8 protein-coding genes are annotated in these 12,678 nt (G+C 72.6%); all 8 read right to left on the bottom strand.

All coding sequences use genetic code 11. The annotated features are described in order from the left end of the window. Positions 1–17: 17 nt before the first annotated feature. Positions 18–281 (bottom strand): hypothetical protein, encoded by a 264-nt coding sequence (locus KAG51_RS06255; RefSeq protein ID WP_290581757.1) that lies wholly within the window; start codon positions 279–281, stop codon positions 18–20. A 5-nt stretch (positions 282–286) separates the two neighbouring features. Continuing rightward, a complete protein-coding gene (locus KAG51_RS06260) occupies positions 287–1,528 on the bottom strand; it encodes a hypothetical protein (protein ID WP_290581759.1) in 1,242 nt (413 codons plus the stop codon). Between the two features lie 86 nt (positions 1,529–1,614). Further along, on the bottom strand, positions 1,615–1,914 hold the full coding sequence (locus KAG51_RS06265) for a WXG100 family type VII secretion target (protein ID WP_290581761.1): 300 nt from the start codon (positions 1,912–1,914) through the stop codon (positions 1,615–1,617). Between the two features lie 138 nt (positions 1,915–2,052). After that, positions 2,053–6,549, bottom strand: coding sequence for an FtsK/SpoIIIE domain-containing protein (locus tag KAG51_RS06270; RefSeq protein ID WP_290581763.1), 4,497 nt, complete (start codon positions 6,547–6,549; stop codon positions 2,053–2,055). Beyond that, positions 6,546–8,024 carry an RDD family protein gene (locus KAG51_RS06275; protein WP_290581765.1) on the bottom strand — a complete coding sequence of 493 codons (1,479 nt, stop codon included), beginning with the start codon at positions 8,022–8,024 and terminating at the stop codon, positions 6,546–6,548. The genes KAG51_RS06270 and KAG51_RS06275 overlap by 4 nt, the downstream gene beginning before the upstream one ends. Then, positions 8,021–10,441 (bottom strand): transglutaminase-like domain-containing protein, encoded by a 2,421-nt coding sequence (locus tag KAG51_RS06280; protein WP_290581767.1) that lies wholly within the window; start codon positions 10,439–10,441, stop codon positions 8,021–8,023. The genes KAG51_RS06275 and KAG51_RS06280 overlap by 4 nt, the downstream gene beginning before the upstream one ends. Continuing rightward, entirely contained in the window at positions 10,438–11,709 is a 1,272-nt protein-coding gene (locus KAG51_RS06285; RefSeq protein WP_290581769.1) for a DUF58 domain-containing protein, read from the bottom strand. Before KAG51_RS06285 ends, KAG51_RS06280 begins: the two co-directional genes overlap by 4 nt. After that, the gene (locus KAG51_RS06290; RefSeq protein WP_290581771.1) at positions 11,706–12,677 is read right to left on the bottom strand and encodes a MoxR family ATPase; all 972 of its coding nucleotides are present in this window, start codon (positions 12,675–12,677) and stop codon (positions 11,706–11,708) included. Before KAG51_RS06290 ends, KAG51_RS06285 begins: the two co-directional genes overlap by 4 nt. Position 12,678: the final 1 nt, after the last annotated feature.

Below are 12,678 nucleotides of genomic sequence, written 5' to 3' on the forward strand. Positions count from 1 at the left end.
ATCTGGGGGGCTGGGGGTCAGCCGAGGACGTCCTTGACCAGGTCGTCGCGCGCGTCGGGAGCGAGGCAGTGGTAGGTCGCGGCGCTGACGGTGAGCTGCACCGTGCCGTCCGACGGATCACCGCCGAGCAGCTTCTCCACGACCGCCGTGCGGTCGTCCTGCGACATGAGGGCGAACTCCTCGCATCGGGTGTCGCCGCCGTCGTTGCCGCCGCACCCGCCCGCCGCGGCGAGGATCGCGAGCACCACCGCACCGGTGACGACCGCGCTCCCCCGCCTCATCCGGGTCAGGCCGGCTGGCCCGTGTTGACGTGGATGGGCTGGATGTTGTCGCGCGCGTCGGACTGCGCAGGACCGGTCTGCACCGGAGCGTCCGGCTCGTCGATCTGGACCTGCTCGATGTCCTCGCGCGCCGTCGACTCGCCGGGACCGGTCTGGATCGGGTCGTCGGCCAGGTCGACCTGCGTCGTGGCCAGGCCGTCGCTGGCGTCGGACTGACCCGCACCGGTCTGGACGGGACCGTCCGACAGGTCGATGTCAGTCGGGGCGGGCGCCGGCTCCCGATCGATCAGGAACGGGTGCGTGAGCGGCGGGAACTCGATGTTGTCGAGCACCTCGGACCCGGTCTGCGCCAGCTGCTCGTCGGCCTCGGTGTACTTCTCGTACACGACCGTCACGCCGGAGGCGAGCTTCTCGACGACCGCCTGACCCATCAGACCCATCTCGGACGAGACGGTGTCGAGCATGTCGTCGAGCATGGCCTTGAACATGCCGGACGTCGCCAGGTCCGGGATCGAGGTCGGCGTCAGGTAGTCGCACTGCATGTGCCAGTCGAGCAGCGTGTTGAAGGCGACCGAGAAGTCGTCGTACGCGGTCTGGATGTCGGTGACGGCCTTCTCGATGTCGAGGACGTCGCACACCAGGGTCGGGACCACGACCGTGCCGCTGACCGACGGCGTGAGGGACACGACCACGTCGGAGACCGGGCGGGTGACCGCTTGGATCGCCGACTCCGTGAGGTTGTTGATGGGGTCGATGACCTGTTCCTGGATCTGCTGGTTGATCGCGCCCACGACCTGCGACATGAGCTCGGCGACCGCGACCTCGACGACCGACCTGATCGCCTCCTTGGCCGCGAGCCTGACGAGGGCGCCGGCCGGGCCGGCGGCGATCATCAGGCCCGCCTGGACGGTGCCGACGGCCAGGACCGCGTACTTGTAGCTGCGGATGCCGTCGGCGATCGCCGAGCAGATCGGCTGCGTCGCGCCGACCGCCTCGTTGAGCGGCGTGAAGATCTGGGAGCGGGTGTCCTGGAAGACGTCGGTGTAGGAGTCCAGCGCACTGGAGTCCGAGACCTCCGCGACCGTGCCGATCGCGTTGCCCACCGCCTCGACGAAGCTGTCGAGGCCCTCGGTGAAGGCCAGGAGCTGGCCCCCGAGCTCCTCGACGGCGTCCTCGTTGATGTTGATCCACTTGAGACCGAACAGGTCGAGAGCCCACTCGACGGGCTCAGGAATCATGATGGGCATGGCGTGTCCTTCGGGTCGCGTCCGCTCCGGGTCCCCCCGGTTCGCGGTCGCTCCGGCTCCCCGGCCGGAGCGACCAGCAGATCAGGTCAGGAGGCGTTGATCGCGCTCGACAGGTCGGCGTCGGTCGCGGACAGCGTGTCGGCTGCCTGCTCCAGGTACGCGGCGAGCTGCTCGAGGGCGTCGACCGCCGCACGGGTGCTCGTCGTGAACTGCTCGTACTGGTCGTTGTAGGTCACCGAGGCCTGATCGGTGACGAACCCGCTCTGCACGAGGTTCTGGATGAAGCTGCTCAGCTCGGTGAGCGTCGTGTTCATGTTCTCCTGGCCCGTGCGCAGCTGGCTGGCCGCGGAGCGCATCTCGTCGTAAGTGACCGAAACGTTCGACATGGTGTTCCCCTTCTCAGACTGACCCGCCCCTGCGGCGGCTTGTGAGAAGGACTCTAGGAGCGGATCGGCCCCCGCGCGATGGGGAGCACTCCCCGGCGCCGACGGGAACATTCACGACGGTCGAGAATCCTTGGGATCTCAGCCTTCTTCGCCGGTCCACGGCACCTGGACCCGGACCGGCTTGCCCTTCAGCACGGCCATCGCGCGGCCCGGGGGGAACTCCCGTTTCGCAAAGCGCGGGAACGGGGTCCGCATGATCGTCTCGCCCTCGATCGACTCCGGCTGCAGCAGCATGCCGCGCCGGCCGTTGCGAATCTCCGAGAGCAAGGGGTACATCGATCCCCACGTCCCGGACTCGGACTCGGCCAGAAGGACGTGGTCGGTGCGCTTGATGGCCCGGATCAGCTCGACGATGGGCGCGTCGGCCGGCGTCGAGAGGAAGTCGGCGATCGACTCCACGAAGACCGCGATGTGGCCGTCGTCCTCCTGCGCCACGCGGGCGGCGAGCTCCTTCGCCAGAGTGGCGATCTCGGCGACGTCGGTCTCGGCGCGGGTCCACGGCGCGAGCCGCGGCACGGCGGAGCGGCGATGGCCCAGGTAGACGAGCTCGCCGTCCGGGCGCCACCGGTGCAGCGAGCGCGCGAGCGCCACGATCGTGTTGGTCCGGCCGCTGGCCGGCCCACCCCCGATCAGGAACGTGCCCGACGCCTCGAAGCCGATCGGCTCGAGCGTCTCCTCGCCGATCCCGAGGACGGGGCGGCCCCCCACCTCCGGCGGCAGGCTCGCCTCGGGCACCTCGGACGGCATCGAGCCGACGGCGGGCGCCGGGGGGACCTGCTGGCGCTGCATCGCCCGGCCGAGCTTGCCGATCGCCTGGGACTGGTCGGCCACGTTGCCGGACCCGCCGAGCACCGCGATCTGCGTCTCGACCCCGTCGATCACGGCCCGGCCCGGGGGCGAGGCCGCCGAGAGGATGTCGTTCGGCATGCCCATCACGAGATAGGCGGTCTCGTCGGCCAGGCGCAGGACGACCCGGCGGGGCACGCTCGACGAGATCGAGCCCGGGACGCTGGCGGGCCGGTCGGCCGTGAAGACGACGTGGATGCCGAGCTGGCGCCCCTCCGACAGCAGCTGCTGCAGCACGGCGTACCACTGCGCCCGCGAGCCACCGGAGTCGTACGCCTCCCGGAACGCGGGGAAGTTGTCCAGCAGCAGCAGGATGCGCGGCTCGTCGGGCCGGCCCGTGGCCTCCCGGTACTCGGTGATCGAGCCGGCGTTGACCTCGGGGAAGTCGCGAGCCCGCTGCTCGGCGATGCCCCGGAGCGTGCGCAGCAGGCGCACGATGCGTTCGTCGTCGTCGCCCGCGACGATCGAGCCGACGTGCGGCAGCGCCTCGAGCATGCGCAGGCCACCGGCGGCGAAGTCGAGGCCGTACACGTGCACCGGGCCACCCCGCGGCGTGACGCCGGCACCGGCCGCGAGCGAGCGCAGCAGCACGGACTTGCCGGACCCGCCCGTGCCGTAGATCGCCATGTTGCCGTCGACATCAGGCTTGAACGCGACGACGTGCTGGGCCTGGTGCTCCGGGAAGTCGGCGACGCCCATGAGCAGCTCGGTGTCGGTGCGGGGGCCGAGCAGCGCGAGGTCGTAGACCTCGCTGAGCTCGTCGAGCCAGGGCCGACGCGGCTCGGGCAGCTCGGCGAGCAGGGAGGCGCGGCCGATCGTGTCGACCAGGCGCACCTGGTCGGTCGGGCCGGGGTCGGCGACCTCGACCCGCGCGTCGGGCTCACGGCGCCGCCAGCGCTCCTCGGCGCCGAACTTGAGCGGGTGCAGATGCACCGAGGCCGGCACGACCTCGTCGGTCGTGTGGCCGCCGGCGTAGGCCGACTGGAACGGGATGAGGCGGCCCGGACCCATCTTGGCGACGGCGCGACCCGGGATCGACGGGTCGAAGTGGGCCGCCTCCTTGGAGTCGATCACGTCGGCGCTGTCGGACTCGTCGGCCATGCGCAGCGCGATGCGCAGGTTCGTGTTGGCGCGCAGGTTGTCCTTGATCACGCCGGCGGGACGCTGTGTGGCCATGATCAGGTGGATGCCGAGCGACCGTCCGCGCTGGGCGATGTCGACGACGCCGTCGACGAACTCGGGCACCTCGCTGACGAGGGCCGCGAACTCGTCGATCACGAGGATCAGTGCCGGCGGCGACTCGGGGTCGCCGCGCTTCTCGAGCTCGAGCAGGTCCTTGGCGCGCTTGCGCTGCAGCACGAGCTCACGGTGGTGGAGCTCGGCGCGCAGGCTCGTCAGGGCCCGGCGCACGAGGTGCGGGCTGAGGTCGGTCACCAGGCCGACGCAGTGCGGGAGCCGGACGCAGTCGGCAAAGGCCGCGCCGCCCTTGTAGTCGACGAACAGGAACGTGACCCGGTCCGGGCTGTACTCGGCAGCCATGCCGAGCACCCACGACTGCAGGAACTCGCTCTTGCCCGACCCGGTCGTGCCGCCCACGAGCGCGTGCGGGCCCTGGGTGCGCAGGTCGAGGTGCATCGCGTCGGTGGCACCCTGCCCCACCAGCGCGCGAAGGGTCCCGGCCCGCGGCAGCGGGCGCGGCGGTGCGTCCCGCTCGTGCACCGAGAAGTTCTGCCGCCAGCGGTCGAGGACCGCCTCACCGGACGATCGGAGCTCGGTGCCCACGAGCGTGACCATCGAGACCTGGCGCGGCAGGTCGCTGGAGTCGTCGGTCACGGCGCCGTCGTCGGCGAGCGGCGCCAGGGCCATCGCGAACTTCAGGGCGTGCTCGACGCTGACCCCCTCGACCCGCACGTCGGTGACGACCTGCCCGTGCCGCACGAAGTGGGCCTCGGCCGCGCCCAGACCTCCGGTGACGTCGAGGAACGTGCGACACATCGCGGGCAGCCGCCCCCGCGTGGATCCCACCCAGATCGGGAAGACGCCCACGCTGTGGGCCCGCTCGAACAGCTGCACGACGCGGGGGCGGTCGATCGGGGCGTCCTCGGTGACGAGCACGACGACGATCGGGAGGGGCACCTCGTCGTCGTCGCTCTTGTCGTCGACGACGCCGACCGTTCCGCCACGCGCGGTCGACTCCAGGTCGTGCGAGAGCGGCCCCAGACGTTCGGCGGCCATGCTCGCCCGCCGCCCGAGGCGCTCGTCGACGAGCTGCTCCAGCGACGACACGAGTCCCGTGGCCGTGGTCTGGGTGTCGACCAGGTGCGAGCCCGAGAGCGGCGACTGCGGGGAGCTCGTGTGCGGCAGCCAGCGCATCCAGTCGATCGCCGGGGTCTCGTCGGGGCTCGCGATCGCGGTCAGGACGACCTCGGCGGGCGAGTGGAGCCCCGCGAGCTGCAGCACCGTGCCGCGCACCGCGTCCGCGGCCTGCTGCACCGGACCGACGATGCCGAGCGCGCCGGCCGTGAAGAGCGACTCGACGACCGGGACGTCCGGGACCTCGCGGTAGCGCTCCTCGACCTCCTCGAGCAGGCGCGCGTACTTGGGCATGCCCTCGTCCATGTCGTGGGCCTCCGCGACCGTGTGTCGCGACGGGAGCGTGGCAGTACCGAGACGCACGGTGAGCGCGGTCCAGTGCTCGGGCCGGCGGGTCCAGAGCAGGTCGTTGCGCTCGATGCCGGCCTGGTAGACCAGGGCCACGGCCGGCACCTCCGCCTGCCGCACGCGATGCTCCTGCGGCATCGCCTCGCGCAGCCGCTGCTCGAGGACGCGCAGCTGCTCGGTGAACTTCTCGGAGTCGACCGCGAGCTGCCGGTTGTTGCGCAGCTTCCGGTTGACGAAGTTGCTCGTCATCATGAGCGGCGCCATGGCCACGAACAGCAACGACATCGGGTTGCCGGTGATCGTGAACATCGCGGTGCCCATGACGATCGGCGCGACCATCATGAGGAAGGGGAAGGGCGCCGGGGTCGGCTCGACCGGGACGGCGGGCCGCGGGTGCTGGTGCTCGGGATACCGCTCCTCCACCCGGGGCGACCGGTTGAACGGGATCGCCCCGCCGCGGATCTCCGGACTGGCCGTGACGGGCTGCTGTCCGGCGACCATCGCGAAGGACAGACGCGTGTCGCCGAGCTGGACGACCTGGCCCGGCAGCATCGCGACACGCGAGACGACCGAGCCGTCGATGACGATGCCGTTGGCCGAGTTGAGGTCGACGAGCTCGATCGTGGCCCCGACCTCGACGCGCGCGTGCCGCTTGGAGACGAACTGGTCACCGAGCACGACGTCGGCGGAGGGGTCGCGACCGAGCACGGTCGATCCCGGCGGCAGGTTGACCTGTCGCCCGGCGTCGGGCCCGGACTCGATGCGCATCGTGGCAGCGACCTCCGTGGACCGCGACCCGCTGACCGACTCCACGACCGACACGACGCTGCCGGAGGCCACGGGGGCCTCGCCGAGCAGGCGCTCGGTCGGCAGGACGACGGGTCGTCCGTCGCCGGGCGGCGCCACCGCGAGCGTCACCTCGGCCGCACTGCGCACGGCGTCGGGCACGAGCGGGTCCTGCTCCACGATCTCGCGCGCGACGTCGCCCACGGCCGCGGTCGGCTCGGTGATCAGGACGACGTCGGTCGTGGGTCCCGAGGTCCGCTGGAGGGAGAGCTTGAGCTTCATCCGCCGTGCTCCGCGACGAACGCGCGGTCGCCGAACCACACGGTGTCGCCGGGCTGGATCTCGAGCGGCTGACCGGGCTGCACGGCTGACTCGACTCCGTGGCTCAGCACGTGCGTGCCGTTGGTGGAGTGGAGGTCGTCCACGCGCAGGGCGCCGTCGGCCACCGTGAGCACGGCGTGGGTCTTGGACACGCTGCGCTCCGGGTCCGGCACCGCGGCCGGCAGCGCGCCGGTGTGGTCGCCGGTGTCGGGGTCACGCCCCACGACCACGGTGGAGCGCACCGCGATCCGCCGGCCGTCCTCACCGACGAGGACCCACGTGGGGCGGGTGCTGCGCCGCTGACCGACGCGGGTGGCTCCGTCGACGTCATCACCCTCGGACGGTGCGTCGAGCGGCTGCTCCTCGGCCACGGGGGTGGCCCGCCGACGACCGACGACCGGCGCAGGTTCGGCAGGTGCAGAATCGACCGGGGCCGCACCGGAGGGCTCCTCCTGCTCCGGCTCGAAGCCGGGCACCGAGGTGATGAGTCGCCCGCCCGCGGCACCCGACGGCGGGGACGACGGCGCGGCCGGGGCCACTGGCGCCGCGGGGGCAGTCGGCGCGACCGAGGCAGCCGGCGCAGCGGGGGCCGGCTGGGAGGCCGGGGCCGGGGCCACCTCGGGCTCGGGCGACGCAGGCGCCGGCAGGTCCGACGTGTCGGTCTGGGGCGCAGCGGTCTCGGGCGCACTGGTCTCGGACGCACTGGTCTCGGGCGCACTGGGCGGCGGGGGCAGCGGCAGCGGGGGAAGCACCTCGGCCGGAGGCCCCGTGGGCGGCGCCGCCGGGGGTGCCGACGGGGCTGCCGGAGCTGCCGAGGGGGGCGCGGGCACGACCGGGGCGGGCGACGCGGGGGCCTGGCTCGCTACCGCGGGCGGCGCGGAGCTGTCGAGGAGCACGGGAGGGCCGCCGAACGGAATGGGGGCCTCACGAGCGCGACGGTCGGCCGCCTCCAGGAGCGACTCGGGGGTGGCCTTGACGACCACGGCGCCCACGGCGCTGTCGTGCCACGCCTGGCGACGCGGGTGCTTGGCGCTGAGGATCATCGCGACGAGGACCAGGAAGGGCACCGCCGCGATCAGCTGGAGCACGACGGTCCGCAGCAGTGCCTTGCCGAAGCCCAGGGGCGCCCCACCGTCGCCGCGCACGACCGACACCCCGAGCGCGAACCCGCCGATCGTGCGACCCCGCCGGGCGAGGTTGACCCACTGCACGACGAGCAGGACCACCGTGAGGAGCGTCGGGATCCCCGCGAAAAACAGCTGTCGACCGCTCGGCGAGCCGTCCTCGAGGGCCACGTAGTACAGCGCCGCAGCCGGGGCCACGAAGGCCAGGAGCAGCATCCGGTCGATCACGAAGGCCCCGAGACGGGCCCCGAGCGACGCGAACGGCCCGGTCACGGTGCCGACGCGGTTCACCTGGCTCGACGACTCGGTCATGAGGTCCCCTTCCCTCTGCGCTGGTGCTGGCGACGTCGCAGCGCCGCCGCACGGTCCGCACCCCAGCGGGCGGGGCCGGACCGTCGTGCGAATCGTGCCAGACCCACGGCCCGCGAGCGCGCTCGGCGGGCGAGGTCGGCCCACGGAATGCTGGCCGGCGAGAGCACCGCGATCCAGCGCCGCCACCATGGCACGGACGTGCGCATCCGTACCAGGGCGGTGTGGACGTCGTCCCAGTAGGACTCGACCTCGTCCGGCGTGGGCTGGCCCGGCGCGAAGACGTGCCGGTCGGCGACGGAGGCGAGCCGCGGAGCCTCAGCGTCGGGGAACCGTCCGTCGAGCACCAGGCCGTTCTGGTAGCGCGTGTTGCTGACCGGCAGGCGCACCCCCAGGTCTCGGGCCCGGTCGGTGACCTCGCGCCAGCCGCCGCTGAGCTGGACGACTGGGTCGCCCGCCCGTCGCCGCCGGTTGCGCCGCAGCCGCTTGGCCAGCAGCAGGCCCCAGATCGGCGACAGCAGCAGCAAGAGCTTGAGCAGGTCGACGAGGTAGCCCAGGATCGTCAGGATCAGGCCCCACAGGTCGAAGCCCGTGTTCTCGCCGGCACCCTGCGGGGGTGCCTGGTCGGCCTCGCCCGGCTCCTGGGGCACCTCCGGCGGCTGGGGCAGGTAGGGCTGCGGCACCGGGTCCGGCTCCTCCTGCTCCTCCTTGAGGATCTGGTCGTCCGGCGGAGTCGGTTGCAACGGCACCCAGCCCAGACCGTCGAGCGCGACCTCGACCCAGGCGTGCATGTCGTCGCCCGTGACCTGGCCGCTCGCCGGGACCTCGGCCCCGATCACGACCCGGGCCGGCACGCTGAGGTTCTGCAGGGCGACGCCGAGTGCCGCCGCGTACTGCTCGTCGTTGCCGACCATCTGGCGCGGACGCTCGACCAGGTCCGTGATCCGCTTGACGCCGTGGCCCGCCGCCGAGGGATAGCCGCTCGGCTTGCCGTCGCTGTAGAACCCGTCGTCCTTGAAACGCTGCGCCAACAGCTGGGCCGTGGCCCCGTCGCCGCCGGGCGCGGCGGCGTCACCGATCCAGCTCTCGACGAGCTTGGCGAGGTTCTCCGGCACGCCGACGGGGGCCTCGAGGTCGACCCCCTGCTGTCGCGCGGCGTCGGCGACCTCGTCCTCGGAGAACGCCTCGGGCAGCACGGTCTCGTACTGGTACTCGACGCCGGGCGCGACCCCGCCGACCTGGGCGACCGTGCCGGTCGCCACGTTGTGGAGCACGCGTGCCGACCGCTCCCCGTCGACGTCGCCACCGACGTCGCGCACCGTGACGGTCTGGCTGTCCCCGACCGAGGGCACCCAGACTCCCGTGTACTGGTCGATCCGCACCGTGACCTCGGTCGTGTCGCCCGACACGAGACCGTCGCTGAACCGCACGAACGTGCCCGAGGCGTCGCCCGAGCCGGCGCCCCCGGTGACGTTCCACACGATGCCGTCGAAGTAGTCCATCGTCGCGACCCGCACGAGCGTTCCGCCCTCGAGACCCTCGACCTGGAACATCGGCGTGTTCTTGAGGTTGAGCTGGTCGGTGTAGGCCCGGAACTTCGAGAGCGGGCTCGGGTAGTCGCGCGGGTCGAACGGTGGGTCGACGTGATCGCGCAGCACCTCGCGCTGGGGCGGGTCGGTCAGGCCCGTGACGCCGACCGCGGCACCGCCCACGAGCGCCAGGGTGAGCGCCCCGAGCAGTCCCCGTCGCACCCACGCGGCCCGCGACCCGGTCATCGACCGCCAGCGGACCCAGAGCAGCAGGAGCACCGCGAGGCCGACGCCGCGCAGCGTCGTGTGGGTCGTGAGGGCCGTGCCGAACGCCGAGGAGACCGCCAGGACGGCCAGGATCACGAGGGCGGCGGCACCGGGCCAGCGGCTGCGCCAGACCGCGATGCCGGCCAGGACGCCGCCGAGCAGACCCACGACCCAGGGCACGACGAGCACGTTGCCGCTGCTGCCGAGCGGGGCGACCAGGGTCAGCGAGTCGCGCCAGGCGTCGACGATCCCCGTGAGCAGCGTGCGGATCGCGTCAGGGCTCGGCGCGACGCCACCCGCGGCGACCTCGGGGGTGGCCAGAGCCGGCCCGACGAGCAGGTAGACCAGCACCAGGACCCCCGCGGTGGGCCACGCTCCGAGCCGCGCCACGCGCGAGAGCAGTGCGACGAGCAGGCCGAGCAGGAGGCCGCCCCCGACGGCGAGCGCCCACCGCGTCCCGCCGTAGGCATCGGCGAGCGGGCTGGCGGCGACCAGGCCCAGCCCGAGCAGAGCCACGAGATCGAGCACGACGAGCGGCGCGGTCAGGCGACGGTCGCGCAGCTCGGACGTCTGCAGCGTCCGAGCGCGGCTGACCCGGTCGGCCGTGCTCGTGCCGGTGCTCATGTCGCGAGCCTTCGCATCGTGGTCGCCAGGTCGTCGAGCTCGCCCAGGACCGCGACGTCGACGTCACCCATGGGGTGGATCTGGGACTGCGCGCCGGGGCGCGCCTGCACCACGATCGTGCGCACGTCGATCGGCAGGAAGCGGCGGGCGCGGCGGATCTCGGCGGGATCGACGAGCGCCCCGCACACGAGCACCGCGACGCTGGCTCCCGTGACCTCGCGCACGAGTCGGCGCACGAGCTCCGACAGCCGCGGCGACGTGGCCTCGTAGGCGACCCCAGAGAGCTGGTCGAGCCACTGCTGCACCGTCGGCGTGCGGAGCCGTCGGGTCGACGTGGACCCGCTGAGGGTCTGCCCCTCCCCCAGGCACTGCACCCCGAGCGAGCCGGCGACCGAGACGGCGAGCTCGAACTCCTCGTCGGAGGCGTAGTCGTCCAGCCGGGTGCTGAGCGCCACGAGCAGGTGCGAGCGGCGGGTCTCCTCGAACTGGCGCACCATCAGCGTGCCGGTGCGGGCGCTGGACTTCCAGTGGATGTACCGGCGGTCGTCACCGGGCACGTACGGGCGCAGGGCGTGGAAGGCGACGTCGCTGTCGGAGAGCTTGCGCACCGTCTGGCCCTCGAGGTCGCGGATCAGGCCGGTGGCCGAGCTCTCGAGGCGCACCGTGCGCGGGTGAACGTAGAGCTCGTGCTCCCTGGTCAAGGGCTGCTCCCGGCGAAAGAGCGTGAACGGATCGGCCCGCACCGACAGGACGGGGCCGACCGGGATGATCGCGCGGCGATGGGTCGGGATCGCGAAGAGCTCCTCCCGCTCGTCGCCGACCCGCATCGACGTGACGTGGAACGCGGCGCTGGCCCGCCCCACCGGCAGCTCGACCGTGACGGGCAGGCTGCGGCGGCGCGACCGGTTGCTGACGACGATCGCCCCGTTGGCGCGCTCGCCCACGACGACCCGGTCTCGGCCGAGGTCGAAGCGCGCCGACAGCTGATGGCGCCCGAGCACGAACAGCGCACAGACGGCCAGCAGCGCGAGCCCGAGCCAGAAGCCCAGCACGAGCTCGCGCCACCCGAGCCGCCAGCCGACGAGGCCGGCGGTGAGGGCCGCCACCGCGACCGCAGCAGCCGCCTCGCTCGTGACGTCGGTGACGGGCTGCAGCCAGCGTCGCGGGGTCGCCGTGAGGCGGGCCAGGCGGTCGCGGGTGCCCAGCGCGAGATGACGGACACGCCGTCGCGCGCCCGTGATCCGCTGCTCAGCCCCCGTCGCTGTCATCCCGCCGCGCGCTCCTGCGGAGCCGGGATCGTGTCGAGCAGGCGCTGCACGACCGCCTCGGTCGTCAGGCCGCGGAACTCCTCCTCCGGATCGAGCACCATCCGGTGCGCGAGCGCGGGGCTGGCGAGGACCTTGATGTCGTCGGGCAGCACGTAGTGGCGCCCCGACGCCGCGGCCCAGACCTTGGCGACCCGGATCAGGGCCAGGCCCGCCCGGACGCTGCAGCCGAGCTGCACCTCGGGTGCGCTGCGCGTCTCGGCGAGCAGCGTCGTGACGTACTCCAGCACGACGTCGTCGACGTGCACCCGCGCGGCCAGGTCGATCATCGAGGCGACGGCCTCGGTCGTGATGAGCGGCTCGAGCTCGCTCGCCGAGGCCTTGGTGGCCGTGGCCGCGAGGATCTTCAGCGTGCTGGCGTGGTCGGGGTAGCCCAGCGTCGTCTTCATGAGGAAGCGGTCGAGCTGGGCCTCGGGCAGCCGGTAGGTGCCGGCCTGCTCGATCGGGTTCATCGTGGCGATGACCATGAACGGGCGGCCGACGCGGTGCGTGATGCCGTCGACCGTGACCTGCCCCTCCTCCATGACTTCGAGGAGGGCCGACTGCGTCTTCGGCGAGGCACGGTTGATCTCGTCGGCCAGCAGGATGTTGGTGAACACCGGACCCGGGTGGAACTCGAACTTCTCGGTGCGCTGGTCGAAGATCGTGACGCCCGTGACGTCGCTGGGCAGCAGGTCGGGCGTGAACTGGATGCGGCTCTGGTCGCCCTTCAGCGTCTGGGCCATGGCGCGGGCCAGCGAGGTCTTGCCCGTGCCCGGGAAGTCCTCCAGGAGCAGGTGGCCCTCGGCCAGCAGGCAGGCCATCGCGAGCTGGACCTGGTGGGTCTTGCCCACGACGGCCTGCTCGACGTTGCCGACGAGCTGGCTGAACGTCGTGGCGAACCACTGCGTCTGGTCGGGGGTGAGGGTCATC

The sequence above is a fragment of the Aeromicrobium sp. genome (assembly GCF_023146395.1).
Lineage (GTDB): Bacteria > Actinomycetota > Actinomycetes > Propionibacteriales > Nocardioidaceae > Aeromicrobium.

What these genes read in the sequence shown, in the direction of transcription:
- KAG51_RS06255 (WP_290581757.1), bottom strand. Translation starts at nt 281, where the DNA reads ATGAGGCGGGGGAGCGCGGTCGTCACCGGTGCGGTGGTGCTCGCGATC.
- KAG51_RS06260 (WP_290581759.1), bottom strand. Translation starts at nt 1,528, where the DNA reads ATGCCCATCATGATTCCTGAGCCCGTCGAGTGGGCTCTCGACCTGTTC.
- KAG51_RS06265 (WP_290581761.1), bottom strand. Translation starts at nt 1,914, where the DNA reads ATGTCGAACGTTTCGGTCACTTACGACGAGATGCGCTCCGCGGCCAGC.
- KAG51_RS06270 (WP_290581763.1), bottom strand. Translation starts at nt 6,549, where the DNA reads ATGAAGCTCAAGCTCTCCCTCCAGCGGACCTCGGGACCCACGACCGAC.
- KAG51_RS06275 (WP_290581765.1), bottom strand. Translation starts at nt 8,024, where the DNA reads ATGACCGAGTCGTCGAGCCAGGTGAACCGCGTCGGCACCGTGACCGGG.
- KAG51_RS06280 (WP_290581767.1), bottom strand. Translation starts at nt 10,441, where the DNA reads ATGAGCACCGGCACGAGCACGGCCGACCGGGTCAGCCGCGCTCGGACG.
- KAG51_RS06285 (WP_290581769.1), bottom strand. Translation starts at nt 11,709, where the DNA reads ATGACAGCGACGGGGGCTGAGCAGCGGATCACGGGCGCGCGACGGCGT.
- KAG51_RS06290 (WP_290581771.1), bottom strand. Translation starts at nt 12,677, where the DNA reads ATGACCCTCACCCCCGACCAGACGCAGTGGTTCGCCACGACGTTCAGC.